The following is an 18481-nucleotide window of genomic DNA, read 5'->3' as shown; positions in this document are numbered from 1 at the left end:
CCGGGCCTTTAAAGCATCGGCCCGAAAAGTGGGATGCGGTTTTCGAAAAAAGCCGATGCACCATCGAGGAGCAGCCGCATCGGGCCGGATCGCATATCGGATCCGCTGCGGTTACCCGGCATGCCGAAGGCAGGTTCATGAGCCCGCCGAGTGTTTGGCCTCACATTCTCAAGCCCGGACCTCGAAGACCATGTTGAATGGCGTCTCGGTCGCGCGGCGGAAGCGGGTGAAGCCGGCATCGAGCGCAACCCTCCGCAGCCGCATCTCGCCGGCCTGGGCGCCGAGCCCGAGGCCGACCTCCTGCGACAGCGAAGCCGGCGTGCAGATCATCGTCGATGCCCCGTAGAAGATCCGCCCGACCGGATTGAGGTTGTCCTTGAGCTGGTCATGCGCGAAGGGCTCGACGATCATCCAGGTGCCATCATCGGCAAGCGTTTCCTTGACGTGGCGGCCAGCCCCAGCGGGGTCGCCCATGTCGTGCAGGCAATCGAACATCGCGACGAGATCGTAGCCCCGCGCCGGATAGGTCTTGGCCGAGGCCTGCTCGAAGACGACCCGATCCTCGACCCCAGCCTTGGTCGCAGCCTCCCGTGCCCGGTCGATCGACGGACCGTGGTAATCGAAGCCGAAGAAATACGAATTCGGGTAGGCCTGCGCCATCAGCACGGTCGAAGCGCCATGGCCGCAGCCGACATCGGCGACGCGGGCACCCTTTTCGAGCTTGGCCTTGACCCCGTCGAGCGCCGGGATCCAGCTGTTGTTGAGGTTGCTGTTGTAGCCGGGCCGGAAAAAGCGCTCCGTGCCGCGGAACAGGCATTTGCTGTGCTCGTGCCAGCCCACGCCGGCGCCGGTCCGAAAGGCCTCGGCGATTTTTGGCTCGTCGAGCCACATCGCCCGAACGATCTCGAAGGCGCCAGCGAAGAAGGCGGGGCTGCCCTCCTCCGCAAACGCCATCGCCTGTTCGGCGGAGAGGCTGAAACTGTCGGTGTCGGCGTCGTAGTCGATATATTCGGCAGCCGCCTGCGCCGAGAGCCACTCCCGGACATAGCGCTCCTTGAAGCCTGTCTTGGCGGCGAGGCCCTCGGCGGTCATCGGCTTGCCGTCCGCCATCGCCTTGTAGAGGCCGAGCTGGTCGCCAAGGACGACGAGCGCGCCGGTTACCGACGCACCGACATCACCAACCAGACGTCCGACAAGCGCATCGAGTTTCTGAGGGTCGGCTTCACGCATGGCCATGCTCCTCTGGATAGGGCGTAGCCGGCTCTGACGCGAACCGGCTCGACGCCATCGCGGAAGCGGCGACGCTATACCCCCCACAGACCGAGTCAATGAACCGGAATGGGTACCGGAAAGCGCAGCGCTCCGGCAGAGTCTGGACCGCGCCCGCTCAGGAAACCGTCAGCGGGCCGGACAAGCGCGGCAGGTTGGGGTCGCGCCGCGCCGTCTCCAGCACGCTGTCGAGCAGGCCCGGAAAGCGGCGGTCGAGATCCTCGCGCCTGATCGAAAGATAGCGCGAGGTGCCCTCGACGCGGGAGCGCGTGATGCCGGCCTCGCGCAGCTTGGCGAAGTGATAGGACAACAGCGACGCCGAGGCGAGTTCCGAGAAGCTGTTGCAACGCGCCTTGTCGACCTCGGGCACGTCGGCGAGCGCCACCAGGATGCCGAGCCGGATCGGGTCGGCCAGCGCCGCGAACACGTCGGCCGCGGCGATATCGTCGATATCGGGATGGAAGACCGTTTTCATAGCCTGACCGAGATAGGAGATCGCGACGCTCCTGACAAGTTTCAACGTTCGTTGAAATTATGCTTGTGATCTCGCATCTGCGAACATAAGTTCAACGATCATTGAAATTCCGGGAAACCGGATTCGGAAGGACTGTCCCATGGACGCACGTCTTCTCTGGCTGGCCGGCGGGGCTTTCGCCATCGGCACCGGCAGCCTCATCGTCACCGGAATCCTGCCCAATCTGGCGGCCGGCTTCGGAGTTTCAGTCGACTCCGCCGGCCTGCTGCTGACTGCTTTCGCCATCGCCTATGCGATCGGCTCGCCGGTCCTCTCGACGCTTCTCGGCAATATCGAGCGCAAATTCGTCCTCGCCGGCTCGCTCGTCGTTTTCGCGGCCGCCAATCTGGCCGGCGCCTTTGCCACGGACTTCTCGCATCTGATGCTGGCGCGAATCGTCATGGCGCTGGCGGCCGGCGTCTATATGCCTGCCGCCAATGCGGTGGCGGTGACGCTGGTGCCGCCGGAACGACGGGCGCGGGCGATCGCGCTCGTCACGGGCGGCATGACGGTCGCGCTCATCCTCGGTGTCCCGTTCGGTACGGCAGCCGCGGCAGCTGGCGGCTGGCACCTCGCCTTCCTGCTGGTCGCACTGTTCGGTACGCTGGCGCTGATCGGCATCCTCTGGCAATTGCCCATGGGCCTGCCGCGCGGTGCCAGCACCATGGCCGAGCGGCTCGCCGTGGCGCGTCGCGGCGACATCCTGCTGGCGCTGGCGACGACGATGCTGTGGACCACCGGGGCCTTCACGCTCTACGGCTATATCGCGCCGTTCCTGGCCAACCATGGCGGGATTACCGGGCTCTGGCTCGGAGCGGCCCTTGTCGTGTCCGGCATCGGATCCGCGCTGGGCAACCAGTTCGGCGGCATCGCCAGCGACCGCTTCGGACCCGAACGCACCCTCACCGTCGTGTTGACCGTCCTGGCTGGAGCGCTTGCCGCCTTCTCGCTCGTCGCGGTGACGCTGCCGCCAACCACCGCGATTTTCATATTCCCGGTCATTCTGGTGGTCTGGAGCGCGGCGGGCTGGGCTGGCCATCCCTCTCAGATGTCACGGCTCGCCGCGATGGCGCCCGACAGCGTGGTGATCGCGCTCTCGCTCAATGCATCCGCTATGTATATCGGCATCGCAGCGGGCTCGGTGCTGGGACAGCAGAGCATTCGCCTGGGCAATACGAGTTGGCTCGGCTTTGTCGGCGCGGCCTGCGAGGTCGCAGCGCTCGCCGTGCTCTGGCTCGCGCTGCGCCGCAAGCGCGCCGGCAGGCGCAACGAAAGCGACATCACAGAGATCGCAATCGCCGCGCCTCCTGTGCGCTAACGGCTGGGGGAAGCGCTTTCCGCTTCCCCCAGCGGCTCCTCACCTCTATAGCGAGCGCCTAGCATTCATTCAGGCGCTCGCTTGGTCTCCGCTCGCTCGATCGGACCGGGGCTGCGCGCGCCCGCGAACATTTGGCCAGAGACCATGCCCAAGCGCACAGACATCAAGACCATCCTGATCATCGGCGCCGGCCCCATCATTATCGGCCAGGCCTGCGAGTTCGACTATTCCGGCACCCAGGCCTGCAAGACGCTGAAGGCCGAGGGCTACCGCATCGTCCTGGTCAATTCGAACCCGGCCACGATCATGACCGACCCGGACCTGGCGGATGCGACCTATGTCGAGCCGATCACGCCCGAGGTCGTCGCCAAGATCATCGAGAAGGAGCGCAATGTCCTGCCCGGCGGCTTCGCCCTGCTGCCGACCATGGGCGGCCAGACCGCGCTGAACTGCGCGCTCTCGCTCAACAAGAAGTCGCTGACGGATGCCTCGGGCCGCTCGATCAGCGTGCTGGAGAAATTCGACGTCGAGATGATCGGCGCCACCGCCGAGGCGATCGACAAGGCCGAGGATCGCGAGCTCTTCCGCAACGCGATGACCAAGATCGGCCTCGACACGCCGCGCTCGCACCAGATCAAGACGCTCGGTCAGGCGCTCGACGCCCTCGACGACATCGGCCTTCCCGCCATCATCCGCCCGTCCTTCACCATGGGCGGCACTGGCGGCGGCATCGCCTACAACAAGAGCGAGTTCATCGACATCGTCGAGCGCGGCATCGACGCCTCGCCGACCAGCGAGGTCCTGATCGAGGAGAGCGTGCTCGGCTGGAAAGAGTACGAGATGGAGGTCGTCCGCGATAAGAAGGACAACTGCATCATCGTCTGCTCGATCGAGAACATCGACCCGATGGGCGTCCATACCGGCGATTCGATCACGGTGGCCCCGGCGCTGACGCTGACCGACAAGGAATACCAGATCATGCGCGACGCCTCGCTGGCGGTGCTGCGCGAGATCGGCGTCGAGACCGGCGGCTCGAACGTACAGTTCGCGGTCGATCCCGAGACCGGCCGCATGATCGTCATCGAGATGAACCCGCGCGTCTCGCGCTCCTCGGCGCTCGCCTCCAAGGCGACCGGCTTCCCGATCGCCAAGGTCGCGGCGCGCCTGGCAGTGGGCTACACGCTCGACGAGATCGAGAACGACATCACCGGCGGCGCGACGCCTGCCTCCTTCGAGCCGACGATCGACTATGTCGTCACCAAGATCCCGCGCTTCGCCTTCGAGAAATTCCCCGGCGCCGAGCCGACGCTGACCACCGCGATGAAGTCGGTCGGCGAGGCGATGGCGATCGGCCGGACCTTCCAGGAATCGCTCCAGAAAGCTTTGCGCTCGCTGGAGACCGGTCTCGACGGCCTCGACGAGATCGAGGTCGACGGCATGGGCCATGGCGACGACAAGAACGCGATCAAGGCCGCGCTCTCGACGCCGACGCCCGACCGCATCCTGCATGTCGCCCAGGCCATGCGCTTCGGTTTCACCGACGAGCAGATCCATGAGAGCTGCAAGATCGACCCATGGTTCCTCGCCCAGATGCGCGAGATCGTCGACATCGAGGAGAAGGTGCGCGCCCACGGCTTGCCGCAGACGCCCGGCGCCTTCCGCCAGGTCAAGGCGATGGGCTTCTCCGACAAGCGCCTCGCCGCGGTCGCCGGAAAGACCGAGGCCGAGGTCAAGGCGCTGCGCCGTTCGCTCGACGTCAGGCCCGTCTACAAGCGCATCGATACCTGCGCTGCCGAATTCGCCTCGCCGACGGCCTATATGTACTCGACCTACGCCATGCCCTTCGCCGGCAAGGCCGATGACGAGGCGCGTCCCTCCGACCGCAAGAAGGTCGTCATCCTCGGCGGCGGCCCCAACCGCATCGGCCAGGGCATCGAGTTCGACTATTGCTGCTGCCATGCCTGCTACGCGCTGCGCGACGCCGGCTACGAGACCATCATGGTCAACTGCAACCCCGAGACCGTCTCGACCGATTACGACACCTCGGACCGGCTCTATTTCGAGCCGCTGACTGCCGAGGACGTGCTCGAGATTCTCGACACGGAGAAGCAGAACGGCACGCTGCATGGCGTCATCGTCCAGTTCGGCGGGCAGACCCCGCTGAAGCTGGCAAACGCCCTGGAAGAGGCCGGCATCCCGATCCTGGGCACCTCGCCCGACATGATCGACCTCGCCGAGGATCGCGACCGCTTCAAGCGCCTGCTCGACAAGCTGCATCTGAAGCAGCCCAAGAACGGCATCGCTTATTCGGTCGAGCAGGCCCGCATGATCGTCGCCGAGCTCGGCCTGCCCTTCGTCGTGCGCCCGTCCTATGTGCTCGGCGGCCGCGCCATGGCGATCATCCATGACGAGACCCAGTTCGAGAACTACTTGCTCGGCACGCTGCCCAGCCTGATCCCCTCCGAGGTCAAGGCGAAATACCCCAACGACAAGACCGGGCAGATCAACACCGTGCTCGGCAAGAACCCGCTGCTGTTCGACCGCTATCTGTCGGATGCCATCGAGGTCGATGTCGACTGCCTCAGCGACGGCAAGGACGCGTTCATCGCCGGCATCATGGAGCATATCGAGGAGGCCGGCATTCATTCCGGCGATTCGGCTTGCTCTCTGCCACCACGCTCGCTTTCGCCTGAAATCATCGCCGAGCTGGAGCGCCAGACCAAGGCGATGGCATTGGCGCTCGATGTCGGCGGGCTGATGAACGTGCAGTACGCCATCCAGAACGGCGTCATCTACGTGCTCGAAGTGAACCCGCGCGCCTCGCGCACCGTGCCCTTCGTCGCCAAGGTCATCGGCATCCCCGTCGCCAAGATCGCAGCCCGCATCATGGCCGGCGAGAGCCTAGCAAGCTTCGCGCTGAAGGCGGAGAAGCTCGACCATGTCGGCGTCAAGGAGGCGGTCTTCCCCTTCGCGCGCTTCCCGGGTGTCGACGTGCTGCTCGGGCCGGAAATGCGCTCGACCGGCGAGGTCATCGGGCTCGACCGCTCCTTCGACATCGCTTTCGCCAAGAGCCAGCTCGGCGCTGGCTCCAAGGTGCCGGTCAAGGGCACGGTCTTCGTCTCCGTGCGCGACGAGGACAAGCCGCGCATCGTGCCCAGCGTGCGCATCCTCGCCGATCTCGGCTTCCGCATCCTCGCGACGGGCGGCACGCTGCGCCTGCTGCAGGACGAAGGCATCGCCGCCGCCAAGATCAACAAGGTGCTGGAAGGCCGCCCGCATGTGGTCGACGCCATCAAGAACGGCGAAATCCAGCTTGTCTTCAACACCACCGACGGCCCGCAGGCGCTGGCGGATTCGCGCTCTCTTCGCCGAACGGCCCTCTTGCACAAGGTGCCCTATTATACCACCTTGGCCGGAGCGATCGCGGCGGCGGAAGGCATCAAGGCCTATTGCAGCGGCGATCTCGAGGTTAGATCGCTGCAATCCTATTTCGTGCGCGCAGCCTGACAGCAGCGCGCGGGACATAGAGTTCGGCAGTTTTAAAAAATGAACGAATGCCACGGACGCAGGCCGCAAAACAGGCGGCCGGCGGCTTCTGGCTTTCGCAATTCGGGATGAGACTATGGAAAAGGTTCCTATGACCGCGGGCGGCTTCGCTGCCCTTGAGGCGGAGTTGAAGGATCGCCAGCAGGTGCAACGTCAGCGCATCATCCAGGCGATCTCGGAGGCCCGCGCCCATGGCGATCTCTCGGAGAACGCCGAATATCACGCGGCCAAGGAATCGCAGGCTCTCAATGAAGGCCGCGTCCAGGAGCTCGAATCGCTGATCGGCCGCGCCGACATCATCGACGTCGCCAAGCTCGCCGGCGGCGACACGATCAAATTCGGCGCGACCGTGCAATTGATCGACGACGATACCGAGGAAAAGAAGGTCTACCAGATCGTCGGCGAGCCGGAATCGGATGTGAAGTCCGGCAAGGTCTCGATCGGCTCGCCGATCGCGCGCGCGCTGATCGGCAAGAAGGTCGGCGATTCCGTGCAGGTCAACACGCCCGGCGGCGGCAAGTCCTACGAGGTCGTCAGCATCCTGTATCGCTAGAGCGGCGCCCCACCCTGATACGGCGCGGTTTGCCGCGCCGGTGCGCCCCTCGATTTGAACTTGTGCGCGCGCCCCGCGTTCATGCCGGGGGTGCGCCAATGTTTCTGCGAAAAGTGACGCAGACACCATCCGGGGATGGGAATCGTCGGATCGGCGCGCTATCCTCCCGCCCAGTAGCTGGAGACAGGCTCATGACCACCCGCCGCACCGTCCTTGCCGCCTCTTTGGCGGCGCCTGCCTTGGTCCTGGCGTCGCTGCGCCGCGCCGAGGCACAGGCACAGGTTCCGTCGATCGGCGCGATTCATGTCGATGTCTCCAGGCTGGCGGCGCAGGGCTGGGGCTCCAACGCGCTCGCAATCAAGATCGGGCTGGAGCAGGAACTGACGGCAGCGCTCGGACCGACCCTGCGACGCGGCGCCGGCCCGACCCTGAACGTCGCCGTGCGCGGCGTCTTCCTGAACAGCTATGCCGGCGGCGGCGGTGGCGGGGGACATGTCGGCAGCGGCGCGAGCCAGAGCTCCGATTCCTTCGACAGCGAGGCCACGCTGGTCGGGCGCGGAAACCGGATCATCGCGACCTATCCGGTGCTCACCACCGTGCCCGCAAGCGCGGCCGGCCCCTGGTATCTGCCCGATATCGACCAGCGCCGCCTGACCGGGCTGATCCAGACCAACGCCGCCTGGATCAAGCGCTACGTCTCCGGCTGAAGCCGTTCCAAGTTCGATCACCACTCAAAGCCGATCACGACCCCGCTAGCGCCATGGCGAGGCGCTTGCGCCTGATCTAAAGTCTCTGCAGCCGGCATCGCTGTCGCGTCGCGACGGGAATGTCGGGATGACAGGAGCAGATCATGCTGAACCGTCGCGCCCTTCTCTCCGCCGCCCTTGCCGCGCCGATTGTCCTGGCCACGGCCGGGCGCTCCGCCTTTGCCGCCGGCGCCGTCCAGGTCGATGTCTCGCGCCTCACCACGCAAGGGCTCGGCCCCAATGCGGCGCGCATCAAGCTCGCAATGGAGCGTGAGCTCGCGGGCGCGCTCGGGCCCAGCCTGCAAGGCCGCGGCGCGTCGCTCGTGGTCAGGGTCCTGGGCATCAGCATGCCGAGCTATTCCGGCGGAGCGACCGGCTTTGGCGGGGCGGGAGCCGATGACGGCATGGAATCGGAAGCGACGGTGGTCGGGCCCGACGGGCGCGTCATCGCGACCTATCCAGTGCTGTCCTCCTCCTCGGCCGGCATGGCCGGGAACTGGTACACGCCCGGCATCGACACGGCGCGCATCGACAGCATGGTGCGCACCAATGCGGGCTGGATCAGGCGCTATGTCGGTGGCTGATCAGGCGGCCGCCTGATCTGGAAGGCGGTCTTGCCGCGCACGAAGCCACAGGATTCGTAAAACGCCAGGACGGCAGGGTCCGAGCGCCCGGTCATCAGCATGACCTTGTAGCAGCCGGCGGCCCAAGCCTGGGCGAAAGCCGCCTGAATGACGCGTTTGCCCAGACCATGCCCGCGCATCGCCGCGAGCGTCACCACGTTCTCGATCATGGCGAAGGGGCTCTGGTTGCGCGTCAGATTGGGCACGATCACGAGGACGCAGGTCGAGACGGCGCGCCCATCGAGCTCGGCGAGATGGACGGTGACCATCTCGCTGGCGAGGATGGCAGCCCAGGTCGCAGCAGCGTCCTCGGGCCGCGGCAACTCGTCGTCGGTGCTCAGCTCGGCATAAAGCGCCAGGAGCGCCGGAAGATCGTCCCGAACGGCCTTGCGGAAGACGACCTGCATCGCCGCCTCAGCCGAAGGGCACGATCGGCTCGTCCTTAACCCGGTCGAAGGCGAGCGCGGTGCGGACATTGCGGACATTGGGCAGCGCCGTCAGATCGCCGACGAAATCCTGGAAGGCTTTGAGGTCGGGCGCGACGCATTTTAGCATGAAATCGATGTCGCCCGAGAGCTTCCAGCATTCGCGCACCGCATCCCAGGCCCGGATGCGAGCCTGGAAGGCTTCGAGATCGGGCTCCGCCTGGCTGGCGAGATGCACGAAGGCAAAACACACCACATCCAGCCCGAGCTTGCGCTCGTCGAGCAGGGCGCGATAGCCGGTGATCAGCCCGGCTTCCTCCAGCGCGCGGACGCGGCGCAGGCAAGGCGGCGGCGAGATCCCGACGCGGCTCGCCAGCTCGACATTGGTCATGCGCCCATCGGCCTGGAGCTCGCGCAGGATGCGCAGGTCGATGTCGTCGAGTTTTGAACGCACGAAAGGCCCCGAGAGAAGGTCGCGCTGGTGTAGACGCAGCACAGAGGCGATACAAGGCATCGACCGTGCCAGCCCAATCGATCGTGCCAGCCGAGAGCCGGATGATTTCAGATGGGATCACCAAGTGATTCCATCTGAAATCATCCCGCTCTCATCTAAGAGTGAGAGCAGGATGCGAAAAACCGGTTCCCACTTTTTCGCATCCTGCTCTGGGAGTACGCCCGCCTTGCCTGCCCACCCGCTCCCGACGATCTGGGTCCTGACCGATGGCAAGGCTGGCGACGAGGTGCAATGCCTCGGCGTGGCCGAGCGACTAGGCGTCGTGCCCGAGATCAGACGCGTCGCGCCGCGCGCGCCTTTCGTCTGGTTGATGCCGCGCGGGCCGATCGACCCTCGCGAAGGGCCGGAGCGGGAAGGCAGCCCGATTCGCCCCCCCTTCCCCGACATCGTCATTGCCTCGGGCCGGCGTGCGGTCGCCTATCTGCGCGCGGTCAAGAAGGCCTCGAACGGCCGCAGCTTCACCGCCATCCTGAAGGACCCGCGCACCGGGACCGGCGCAGCAGACTTCATCTGGGTCGCCGAGCACGACCGCCTGCGCGGCAGGAACGTGCTCGTCACCACGACCTCACCGCACCGACTCGCGCCGGAGCAACTGGCGCAGGCCCGTGCGCATCCGCCCGCGGCGATCGCCAACCTGCCCTCGCCACGTGCGGCAGTCATCGTCGGCGGCGACAGCCGGCACCATCGCTTCCGGCCCGAGGATATCGCGCGCTTCGCCGGCCTGCTCGACCTGCTCGCGCAATCAGGCGTGGCGCTGATGGGCTCGCGCTCACGGCGCACATCGGCGGCGCTCGATGCGGCGGTCACGGAGGTCTTCGCCCGCCATAAGGGCTGGTGGTGGGACGGCACAGGCGAGAACCCTTACATCGCGCTGCTCGCCAATGCCGATGCGATCGTCACGACGGCCGATTCGACCAATATGATCGGCGAGGCGACCGCGACCGGCGTGCCGATCCTGGTCTTCGAACCGCATGGCGGTCACGGCAAGCTGGCGAAGTTCCTGGAGGCGCTGAAGCGGCAAGGCGCTGTGCATCACTTCGAGGGGCATCTTGCTGGAGCGCGCTATGAGCCGCTAGACTCGACGGCCGAGATTGCAGAGGCGGTCCGCCAAGGCTGGCTCAGGCATCGGGCGGACCTCGGACTTGCCGAAGCCTGAGCCGGTGCGGCCTTGCACCAGCCGATCGAGACCGTATCTGACTGAATGAAGTCGTGGCATCGGCCGCGCGAACAGGAATTTGAGACGATGGCCCATACCCATGCCCGCGTCATGATCGTCGGCTCCGGCCCCGCCGGCTACACCGCCGCGATCTATGCCGCCCGCGCCATGCTCGAGCCGGTGCTGATCTCCGGCATGCAGGCCGGCGGCCAGCTGATGATCACCACCGATGTCGAGAACTATCCCGGCTTCGCCGATGTGATTCAGGGCCCCTGGCTGATGGAGCAGATGCGCGCCCAGGCCGAACACATGGGCACCAAGATGGTCTCCGACCACATCTCGAAGGTCGACCTCTCCCAGCGGCCCTTCCGGCTCTGGGGCGATGGCGGCGAGACCTATTCCTGCGATGCGCTGATCGTCGCGACCGGCGCGCAGGCGAAATGGCTCGGCCTGCCCTCCGAGCAGAGCTTCCAGGGTTTTGGCGTCTCGGCCTGCGCCACCTGCGACGGCTTCTTCTTCCGCAACAAGGAGGTCGTGGTCGTCGGCGGCGGCAATACGGCAGTCGAGGAGGCGCTCTACCTCGCCAACCTCGCCAGCAAGGTCACGCTGGTCCACCGCCGCGATTCGCTGCGCGCCGAGAAGGTGATGCAGGATCGGCTGTTCAAGCACCCCAAGGTCGCGGTGGTCTGGGATAGCGAGATCGCCGAGATCTGCGGCGGCACGCAGCCGCCCAACGTCACGCATCTGCGCCTGCGCAACCTCAAGACCGGCGCGGAGAGCGAACTCAAGACCGACGGCGTCTTCATCGCGATCGGCCATAGGCCGGCGACCGAACTCTTCGTCGGCCAGCTCGCCATGCGTGATTCGGGCTATCTCGACGTCGTCCCCGGCACCGCCCAGACCAATATCCCGGGCGTTTTCGCCGCCGGCGACGTCACCGACGAACATTACCGCCAGGCCGTGACGGCAGCGGGCCTCGGCTGCATGGCCGCGCTCGATGCCGAACGCTGGTTGCAGGCGAGCGAATTGGAGCAGCGCCAGGCGGCCGAGTGAGATTGCGTCTCGATATATCACGAATTGTGATGGATTTCGTCACCAGATTCAGTGCGAAAAAAGAACATCAATGTCACGCAGACATTGACCTGCAATGGTTTTGCCCCCCAACATGCACGAAACGCATAACGGGGGGACCGCGGTGGATTGGGACCGCATCAGGATTTTTTATACCGTCGCTGAATCCGGCAGTTTTACCAAGGCGGGAGACGTTCTGGGTCTGAGCCAGTCTGCGGTTAGCCGCCAGATCGGCGCGCTGGAGCGCGAATTGCGTGCGCCCTTGTTCCATCGGCATACGCGCGGGCTGATTTTGACCGAGCAGGGCGAATTGCTCTGGCGCGCTGCGCGCGAGATGACGCAGCGCCTGGAGCGAACCCGCGCCCAGCTTTCGGAGACGCGCGAGCACCCCTCCGGCGAGCTCAAGGTCACCGCGACGCGCGGCCTCGGCGGGCACTGGCTGACGCCCCGCCTCGCCGAGTTCCTGGATCTCTACCCCGACATCAAGGTCGAGCTCATCCTCACCGACGAGGAACTCGATCTCTCGATGCGCGAGGCCGACATCGCGATCCGGCTGCGCCAGCCGCAACAGCCCGACCTGATCCAGCGCAAGCTCTTCACCGTGCACTTCCACGTCTACGGATCGCCGGCCTATGTGAAGCGCTTCGGCGAGCCCAAGACCTATGAGGAGCTGGACAACCACCGCATCCTCTCCTTCGGCGGCACCTCGCCATCCTACCTCACGGCCGTGCACTGGCTCGGTACTCTGGGCCGCGACCAGCGCAACCCGCGCCCGATCCATCTGACCGTGAACAACATCACCGCGATGAAGCGCGCAGTCGATTCGGGGGCCGGCATCGCCGTGCTGCCGGATTATCTGATCGAGACCGGTTCGCCCCTGATGCAGTTGCTGCGGGAGACCGAAATGCCGCAGCTCGAGAGCTATCTGGTCTATCCGGAAGAAATGAAGTCGGTCGCCCGCGTGCAGGTGTTCCGCGACTTCCTGATCCAGAAGGCGCAGCGCTGGACCTACTGAGCCCGGTTTTCAGGCAAAAGCCGCCTTGCGCATCACGCAAGGCGGCTTTTCTGCGTCAGGCGCATAAGACTCCGGCAAATTCGTGACAATTTACAACTATTTAGCACTCATCATGCGCAAGGCGCATAGCTGATACAATCTATGCTGCATTGCAAAAAGGCAGCTGCTGCCCGATATAGCAAACACGGTTGTTCGCAACGGGCTCCGCTACCTCCTCCCGGCGTTGAGTTCGTTGCAGCCGTTCCCCTCTGAGATGTTTGGCGCTTGCGCTGGATGTTTCAAACTTTAAAGGCCGGCTCCCTCGGGGGTCGGCCTTTTTTTCGCATCCGCCATCAGAATATCGCGCGAACCGCTGCCGTCATGATCGGGCTTGTCCCGAACGTCCAGGTCTTTGCTGGGCGAGGCCTGTATCCACGACGTGGATGCTCGCCACAAGGGCGAGCATGACGGAGTAGCCCCTCGAAAGCCGCCCGCTATCGCCGCCGCGCTTCCAGCGGCAAGGCCCCGAACAGGCTGGGCTCGGCGCTGGTGCGCGCTTTCTCGATCGTCAGCATGCGCAATTTGGTCTCGACGCCGCCATCGGCTGAGAAGCCACCGGTCTTGCCGCCGGCCGCAAGCACGCGATGGCAGGGCACGATGATCGGCCACGGATTTGAGCCCAGCGCCACGCCGACGGCACGCGCCGCACCTGGCTCGCCGATACGGGCAGCGACCTCGCCATAGGTCAGCGTCTCGCCCGGCGGGATCGCCAGCGCAACGTCATAGACCTTGCGGTTGAAGGCCGGCGCGCTGTCGAGATCGATCGGCAGATGCGCAAGATCGCGCGGCTCGCCCTGGAGAAGCGCCCGGATCTCGTCCATGGCGCTCGTAATGAAGGCGACAGGCGCCGCTTCGCTCGCCTCCGGAAAGCGCCGCGCCAGGCGCCGGCGCGCCGTCTCCTCGTCCCTCTCGGGCAATTGCGCGCCGATGATGCGCTCGCCCTGCCAAGCCAGCGCGCAGGGGCCGATCGCCGTGTCGAAGAGAACGAAATGCTGCATGCCTGCGTTATAGCCCAACGGCAGCGGCCGCAGAAGGCTCTCGCGAATTCGCCGATGCGAGGCGGCGGACGGCCGCAACGGGGGAATTCACGCTAGACGTAGAGCCGTTCGCCTTCCAGCCCCTTGTAGAGTCCTGCGACCTGTTCGGCATAGCCGTTGAACAGCAGCGTCGGGCGGCGCTCGCGCGTGCCCAGCACCTGCTCGCTCGCCTGGCTCCAGCGGGGGTGCGGCACCTCGGGGTTCACATTGGCCCAGAAGCCGTACTCGGAAGCCTGCAGCCCCTCCCAGAAGGTCTTGGGACGCTCAGCGACGAAGGAGATCTTGCTGATCGACTTCACCGATTTGAAGCCGTATTTCCACGGCGTGATCAGGCGCAGCGGCGCGCCATGCTGGGGCGGGGTCGGCTTGCCGTAGATACCCGTCACCATCAATGGCAGATCGCTGGTCGCCTCAGCGATGGTCAGCCCCTCGGTATAGGGCCAGGGATACCAGCGCTGCGACTGGCCGGGCGCGACCTTCGGGTTCATGAAGGTCTCGAACTTCACATATTTCGCTGATGAGAGCGGCTTGGCGAATTCGACCAGCGACTTCACCGTGAAGCCGGTCCAGGGCACCGCCATCGACCAGGTCTCGACGCAGCGGAAGCGATAGAGCCGCTCTTCCAGCGTCATTTTGCGGACCAGATCGTCGATGCCGATCTCCATCGGCTTCTCGACCATGCCGTCGATCGCAATCAGCCAGGGCCGCGTCACCAGCCGCTTGGAGGCGCTGGCGACATCCTTGGACGTGCCGAACTCGTAGAAATTATTGTAGTTCGCCGCCAGATCCTCCTCCGTCACCGGCCGGTCGAGCGTGTAGGCAGCGTTCTTCTTCGCTGGGTAGAGATCGAGCGTCGGGTCGCCGCCTTGCGCGGCGGCGAGCTTCGGCAGGGCCGCGCTCGCGATCAGCCCCGCGCCCGCACTGAGCAGGCCGCGGCGGTTCATGAACACGGCCTCGGGCGTGGCCTGGCTTTCGGGCATCTCCCAGCCGGCGCGGCGTTTGATCAACATCGGACGGACATGCTCCGTTTCAGATGCGATCAGTCTAGCGCACGTTGCAGCGTCGCGCGCAATTCACGAGGGGGAGAGGTGGCAGTCGGCAGTCGGCAGTCGGATCGTTCCTACTGCCTCCTGCCCACGCAACAGCCTCAGCCCCTCGCCTCCAGCGCCTTGACGATCGCAGCCCCCATTTCGCTGGTCGAGACGGCGTTCGTGCCGGGCGCGGCGATGTCCTTGGTGCGCGTGCCGGAGCCGAGCACGTCGGCGATCGCGCCCTCCAACCGGTCGGCGGCCTCGATCGCCCCGAAGGAATAACGCAGCGCCATGGCAAAGGAGCCGATCATCGCGATCGGATTGGCCAGGCCCTTGCCGGCGATGTCCGGGGCCGAGCCGTGGACGGGCTCGTAAAGCGCCTTGCGCTTGCCGGTGACGGCATCTTCCGCCCCAAGCGAGGCCGAGGGCAGCATGCCGAGCGAGCCGGTCAGCATCGCCGCCACATCCGACAGGATATCGCCGAAGAGGTTGTCGGTGACGATGACGTCGTACTGCTTGGGCCAGCGTACAAGCTGCATGGCGCAGTTGTCGGCGAGCACATGCTCGAGCTCGACGTCCGAATAGTCCTTGGCATGCAGGGCCGTGACCGTCTGCTTCCAGAGCACGCCGGTCTTCATGACATTGTTCTTCTCGGCCGAGGAGACCTTGTTGCGGCGCGTGCGCGCCAGCTCGAAGGCGACGCGGCAGATCCGGTCGATCTCGGGGGTGGTGTAGACCTGCGTGTCGACACCGCGCTTGGAGCCGTCCTCCAGCGTGACGATCTCCTTGGGTTCGCCGAAATAGACGCCGCCGGTAAGCTCGCGCACGATCAGGATGTCGAGGCCTTCGACGACCTCGGGCTTGAGCGAGGAGGCCGAGGCCAGCGCCGGATAGCAGATGGCAGGGCGCAGATTGGCGAAGAGCCCGAGATCCTTGCGCAGGCGCAGCAGGCCGGCCTCGGGGCGGTGCTGATAGGGCACATCGGCCCATTTCGGCCCGCCGACCGCGCCGAACAGCACGGCATCCGCATCCTGGGCGAGCTTCATGTCGCCTTCGGAGATCGCCTGCTTATGCGCGTCATAGGCGCAGCCGCCGACGAGCCCCTTCTCGATCGCGAAGCCGGCAAGGCCCCGCTTCTCGAACCAGGAGACCACGGTCTCGACCTGGGCCATCACCTCGGGGCCAATGCCGTCGCCGGGCAGGAGCAGGAGCTTATGGGTCGCCATGGGTCGCCTCGCGCGTGGTTCTTCGTCTCGCTCCGGCCTGAAGGCCCAGCGGGGCGTGATTACGAGCGGAAGCGTGCGGAGGCAAGCGCATCACGTTGCGGGCAGCCTCGCGGCGCACGCAGACCCGTCACGGCGAGGAGCGCCGCGACGAAGCAATCCAGGGGCGTGGGCAAAACCTCCTGGACTGCTTCGCTGCGCTCGCAAGGGCGACGAGAAGCCCCCTCAGACCTTCTTCTCCATGTTCCAGAAGAACTGCGCCGGCGAGAGCACCATGCCGGTCAGGCTCTTGCGGAAGGCCATGGGCTGTTGCACCAGCCCGGCTGGCACATAGGGCACGAACTCGAAGGCGCGCCGCTCCAGCGAAGCCGCGATCTCCTTCTGCTTTCCGGCATCCGGCTCGGCGATCCACTGATCGCGCAGGCCTTCCATCGTCGGGTCGTCCGGCCAGCCGAACCAGGCGGCGCCCCCATTGGCGCGCATCAGCGGATGCAGCGCGGGGTTGAGCGTATCGGCGCAGGACCAGAGCGTGTGGAAAGCCGACCAGCCGCCCTGCTCGGGCGCGCCGCGATTGGCGCGCCGGCCGATGAAGCTTGCCCAGTCGGTGGCGACGAGCTCCGCATTGATGCCGAGCTTCTTGAACAGATCCTCGGTCACCAGGCATTGCTGGTAGGCGATCGGCTGGTCGGCCGGCGCGAGCAGCACGACCTTCTCACCCTTGTAACCGGCCTCCTTGAGCATGATCTTGGCCTTCTCGAGATTGGCCTGCATCGCTTCCGTGCCGCCCGCCCCGGTCGACATCGGAGATCCCGGCGTGAGGAAGGTCTTGGCTTCCTTGTAGTAGTCGGGATTGCCGACGACGGCCTCCATGTAGTCGGTCTGGTTGACCGCCATCATCACGGCGCGGCGGATGCCGGGATTGTTGAAGGGCGGCTGCATCTGGTTGAAGCGCATCAGCAGGAACAGGCCGAGCGGCACGTTCTCGATCGCGATGTCCTTGTTGCCCTTCAGCACGGGCAGCAGATCCACCGGCGGCTGCTCATACCAGTCGACCTCGCCCTGCATCAGCGCGCCGACCGCCGCGGAGGCTTCCGTCAGCGCCACCCACTCGATGCGGTCGATCCTGGCGACCTTGCCGCCAGCGGCCCAGGAGGGCGCCTCCTCGCGCGGCTTGTACTTGCTGAAGCGCTCATAGATCGCGTTCTGGCCGGGCACCCATTGCTTGTCCATGAAGCGCCAGGGGCCGGAGCCGACGGCCTCGGTGATGTTCTTCATGTGGTCGGTCGTCGCGACCCGCTCGGGCATGATGAACGGCACGTTCGACGACAGCTTGCCGAGCGCCGCCGGCAGCATCGGGAACGGCTTCTTCAGCCGGATCGCGAAGGTCCGCTGGTCGACGACGTCATAACCTTCAACGAAAGTCGCGAAGGTCTGGCCGAAAGCGTCGCGCTTCGACCAGCGCGCGATAGAGGCGATGCAATCCTGCGCGCGCACGGGCTCGTCGTCGTGAAAGGTCAGGCCGTCGCGCAGACGGAAGCTCCACTTCAGACCGTCGGAACTCGTCTCCCAGGCCTCGACCATCTGCGGTTTGATGCCGAACTGGGCGTCCGTCGCAAACAGGGTATCATATATCAGGTAGCCATGATTGCGGATGACATAGCTGGTGGCCGTGATCGGATCGAGCGACGGCAGCGGCGTCGATGGGATAAAGCGCAGGACATTGGCGCGGCTTTGCGAAAAAGCCCGGTTCGGCATGAAACCGGAAGCGGCGAGCGCAGCCGCTCCCTTCAAGGCATTGCGGCGGTCAATCGACATGGCATCTCCTCCTGCTGTCCGGGTCAGCGCGATGATCTGCCCAACTCAAGCAAGAGATATACCAGACGTCAATCACTCATCGGCCATCGCCTTACGGTCTCTGCCGCAGCGGCAGGCGAGATCACGGCACGAGCCGCGCGGTGACCTCGATCTCGACCTTCATCTCGGGCTTGAGCAGCCCGGCGACGACATAGATGCCGGCAGCCGGGCGGATCTGCCCGAAGATCTCGCCGCAGACGCCCAGCACCGGTTCGCAATAGGCACGATCCGTGACGAAATACTGCGCCCGCACCACTTGGCCGAGCGACGATCCAGCCTCCGCCAGCACGGTCTCGATGGTGCGGAAAATGTTGCGCGCCTGTTCGGCTGCATCCTCCGGCAGAGTCATGCTGGCATAGTCATAGCCGGTCGTGCCGGAGACGAAGACGAGATCGCCGTCGATCACGGCGCGGGAGTAGCCGAATGCGGTCTCGAAAGGTGAACCGGTGGAGATGAGGCGGCGGGTCATGCGATAGGCTCCGATGAGGTCACCCGCGCTGTCTGAAACCGGGCGGCGCGTCATGCCACCCGATTTCTGCGCGCGGTG

Annotated in this window: 17 protein-coding genes; 8 read left to right on the top strand and 9 right to left on the bottom strand. The window is 65.5% G+C overall.

Annotated features, from left to right (window positions below):
• Nucleotides 1–168 precede the first annotated feature (168 nt).
• On the bottom strand, nucleotides 169–1230 hold the full coding sequence (locus J2Y55_RS05140; protein WP_310148496.1) for a methyltransferase domain-containing protein: 1062 nt from the start codon (nucleotides 1228–1230) through the stop codon (nucleotides 169–171).
• Nucleotides 1231–1387: 157 nt separating this feature from the next.
• Nucleotides 1388–1789 (bottom strand): ArsR/SmtB family transcription factor, encoded by a 402-nt coding sequence (locus J2Y55_RS05135; protein ID WP_310148492.1) that lies wholly within the window; start codon nucleotides 1787–1789, stop codon nucleotides 1388–1390.
• A 94-nt stretch (nucleotides 1790–1883) separates the two neighbouring features.
• Between J2Y55_RS05135 and J2Y55_RS05130 the strand changes: the two genes are divergently transcribed.
• From J2Y55_RS05130 to J2Y55_RS05110, 5 genes are all read left to right on the top strand, one after another.
• Complete coding sequence (locus J2Y55_RS05130) at nucleotides 1884–3101, top strand: MFS transporter (protein ID WP_310148489.1); 1218 nt, start codon at nucleotides 1884–1886, stop codon at nucleotides 3099–3101.
• Between the two features lie 144 nt (nucleotides 3102–3245).
• A complete protein-coding gene (carB, locus tag J2Y55_RS05125; RefSeq protein WP_310148484.1) occupies nucleotides 3246–6608 on the top strand; it encodes a carbamoyl-phosphate synthase large subunit in 3363 nt (1120 codons plus the stop codon).
• Nucleotides 6609–6723: 115 nt separating this feature from the next.
• Nucleotides 6724–7200, top strand: a complete 477-nt coding sequence (gene greA, locus J2Y55_RS05120; protein WP_092167109.1) for a transcription elongation factor GreA — start codon at nucleotides 6724–6726, stop codon at nucleotides 7198–7200.
• Nucleotides 7201–7391: 191 nt separating this feature from the next.
• Nucleotides 7392–7907, top strand: a complete 516-nt coding sequence (locus J2Y55_RS05115; RefSeq protein ID WP_310148475.1) for a hypothetical protein — start codon at nucleotides 7392–7394, stop codon at nucleotides 7905–7907.
• Between the two features lie 143 nt (nucleotides 7908–8050).
• Nucleotides 8051–8530: a hypothetical protein gene (locus J2Y55_RS05110; RefSeq protein ID WP_310148472.1), complete on the top strand. Its 480-nt coding sequence runs from the start codon at nucleotides 8051–8053 to the stop codon at nucleotides 8528–8530.
• Here the strand turns inward: J2Y55_RS05110 and J2Y55_RS05105 are convergent.
• Both J2Y55_RS05105 and J2Y55_RS05100 read right to left on the bottom strand, forming a co-directional pair.
• Nucleotides 8515–8976, bottom strand: a complete 462-nt coding sequence (locus J2Y55_RS05105) for a GNAT family N-acetyltransferase (protein ID WP_310148469.1) — start codon at nucleotides 8974–8976, stop codon at nucleotides 8515–8517. The two genes, J2Y55_RS05110 and J2Y55_RS05105, sit on opposite strands and share 16 nt — an antisense overlap.
• Before the next feature lie 7 nt (nucleotides 8977–8983).
• On the bottom strand, nucleotides 8984–9448 hold the full coding sequence (locus tag J2Y55_RS05100; RefSeq protein ID WP_092168696.1) for an Lrp/AsnC family transcriptional regulator: 465 nt from the start codon (nucleotides 9446–9448) through the stop codon (nucleotides 8984–8986).
• Between the two features lie 226 nt (nucleotides 9449–9674).
• On the opposite strand from J2Y55_RS05100, the gene J2Y55_RS05095 reads away from it, so the two are divergent.
• The 3 genes from J2Y55_RS05095 (at nucleotide 9675) to J2Y55_RS05085 (ending at nucleotide 12750) form a co-directional block, all read left to right on the top strand.
• Nucleotides 9675–10664, top strand: a complete 990-nt coding sequence (locus J2Y55_RS05095) for a mitochondrial fission ELM1 family protein (protein WP_310148464.1) — start codon at nucleotides 9675–9677, stop codon at nucleotides 10662–10664.
• A gap of 87 nt (nucleotides 10665–10751) precedes the next feature.
• Entirely contained in the window at nucleotides 10752–11717 is a 966-nt protein-coding gene (gene trxB / locus J2Y55_RS05090) for a thioredoxin-disulfide reductase (protein WP_310148461.1), read from the top strand.
• A gap of 142 nt (nucleotides 11718–11859) precedes the next feature.
• On the top strand, nucleotides 11860–12750 hold the full coding sequence (locus tag J2Y55_RS05085; protein WP_069692680.1) for a LysR family transcriptional regulator: 891 nt from the start codon (nucleotides 11860–11862) through the stop codon (nucleotides 12748–12750).
• Nucleotides 12751–13223: 473 nt separating this feature from the next.
• On the opposite strand, the gene J2Y55_RS05080 is transcribed toward J2Y55_RS05085, so the two are convergent.
• The 5 genes from J2Y55_RS05080 to J2Y55_RS05060 form a co-directional block, all read right to left on the bottom strand.
• A complete protein-coding gene (locus J2Y55_RS05080) occupies nucleotides 13224–13787 on the bottom strand; it encodes a methylated-DNA--[protein]-cysteine S-methyltransferase (RefSeq protein WP_310148456.1) in 564 nt (187 codons plus the stop codon).
• Between the two features lie 92 nt (nucleotides 13788–13879).
• Entirely contained in the window at nucleotides 13880–14836 is a 957-nt protein-coding gene (msrP, locus tag J2Y55_RS05075) for a protein-methionine-sulfoxide reductase catalytic subunit MsrP (protein ID WP_310148453.1), read from the bottom strand.
• Between the two features lie 137 nt (nucleotides 14837–14973).
• A complete protein-coding gene (leuB, locus tag J2Y55_RS05070) occupies nucleotides 14974–16083 on the bottom strand; it encodes a 3-isopropylmalate dehydrogenase (protein WP_310148450.1) in 1110 nt (369 codons plus the stop codon).
• Nucleotides 16084–16305: 222 nt separating this feature from the next.
• The gene (locus tag J2Y55_RS05065) at nucleotides 16306–17895 is read right to left on the bottom strand and encodes an ABC transporter substrate-binding protein (protein ID WP_310148447.1); all 1590 of its coding nucleotides are present in this window, start codon (nucleotides 17893–17895) and stop codon (nucleotides 16306–16308) included.
• 121 nt (nucleotides 17896–18016) lie between these two features.
• Nucleotides 18017–18403 carry a RidA family protein gene (locus tag J2Y55_RS05060; RefSeq protein WP_310148446.1) on the bottom strand — a complete coding sequence of 129 codons (387 nt, stop codon included), beginning with the start codon at nucleotides 18401–18403 and terminating at the stop codon, nucleotides 18017–18019.
• Nucleotides 18404–18481 lie beyond the last annotated feature (78 nt).

Source organism: Allobosea sp. BE125, assembly GCF_031456075.1.
Classification (GTDB): domain Bacteria; phylum Pseudomonadota; class Alphaproteobacteria; order Rhizobiales; family Beijerinckiaceae; genus Allobosea.
This window is presented reverse-complemented; position numbering and strand designations above follow the sequence as displayed.

Excerpts from the sequence above, each read along its gene's own strand:
- J2Y55_RS05140 (WP_310148496.1), bottom strand. The coding sequence starts at position 1,230 with ATGCGTGAAGCCGACCCTCAGAAACTCGATGCGCTTGTCGGACGTCTG.
- J2Y55_RS05130 (WP_310148489.1), top strand. The coding sequence starts at position 1,884 with ATGGACGCACGTCTTCTCTGGCTGGCCGGCGGGGCTTTCGCCATCGGC.
- carB (WP_310148484.1), top strand. The coding sequence starts at position 3,246 with ATGCCCAAGCGCACAGACATCAAGACCATCCTGATCATCGGCGCCGGC.
- greA (WP_092167109.1), top strand. The coding sequence starts at position 6,724 with ATGGAAAAGGTTCCTATGACCGCGGGCGGCTTCGCTGCCCTTGAGGCG.
- J2Y55_RS05115 (WP_310148475.1), top strand. The coding sequence starts at position 7,392 with ATGACCACCCGCCGCACCGTCCTTGCCGCCTCTTTGGCGGCGCCTGCC.
- J2Y55_RS05110 (WP_310148472.1), top strand. The coding sequence starts at position 8,051 with ATGCTGAACCGTCGCGCCCTTCTCTCCGCCGCCCTTGCCGCGCCGATT.
- J2Y55_RS05105 (WP_310148469.1), bottom strand. The coding sequence starts at position 8,976 with ATGCAGGTCGTCTTCCGCAAGGCCGTTCGGGACGATCTTCCGGCGCTC.
- trxB (WP_310148461.1), top strand. The coding sequence starts at position 10,752 with ATGGCCCATACCCATGCCCGCGTCATGATCGTCGGCTCCGGCCCCGCC.
- J2Y55_RS05080 (WP_310148456.1), bottom strand. The coding sequence starts at position 13,787 with ATGCAGCATTTCGTTCTCTTCGACACGGCGATCGGCCCCTGCGCGCTG.
- msrP (WP_310148453.1), bottom strand. The coding sequence starts at position 14,836 with ATGTTGATCAAACGCCGCGCCGGCTGGGAGATGCCCGAAAGCCAGGCC.
- leuB (WP_310148450.1), bottom strand. The coding sequence starts at position 16,083 with ATGGCGACCCATAAGCTCCTGCTCCTGCCCGGCGACGGCATTGGCCCC.
- J2Y55_RS05065 (WP_310148447.1), bottom strand. The coding sequence starts at position 17,895 with ATGTCGATTGACCGCCGCAATGCCTTGAAGGGAGCGGCTGCGCTCGCC.
- J2Y55_RS05060 (WP_310148446.1), bottom strand. The coding sequence starts at position 18,403 with ATGACCCGCCGCCTCATCTCCACCGGTTCACCTTTCGAGACCGCATTC.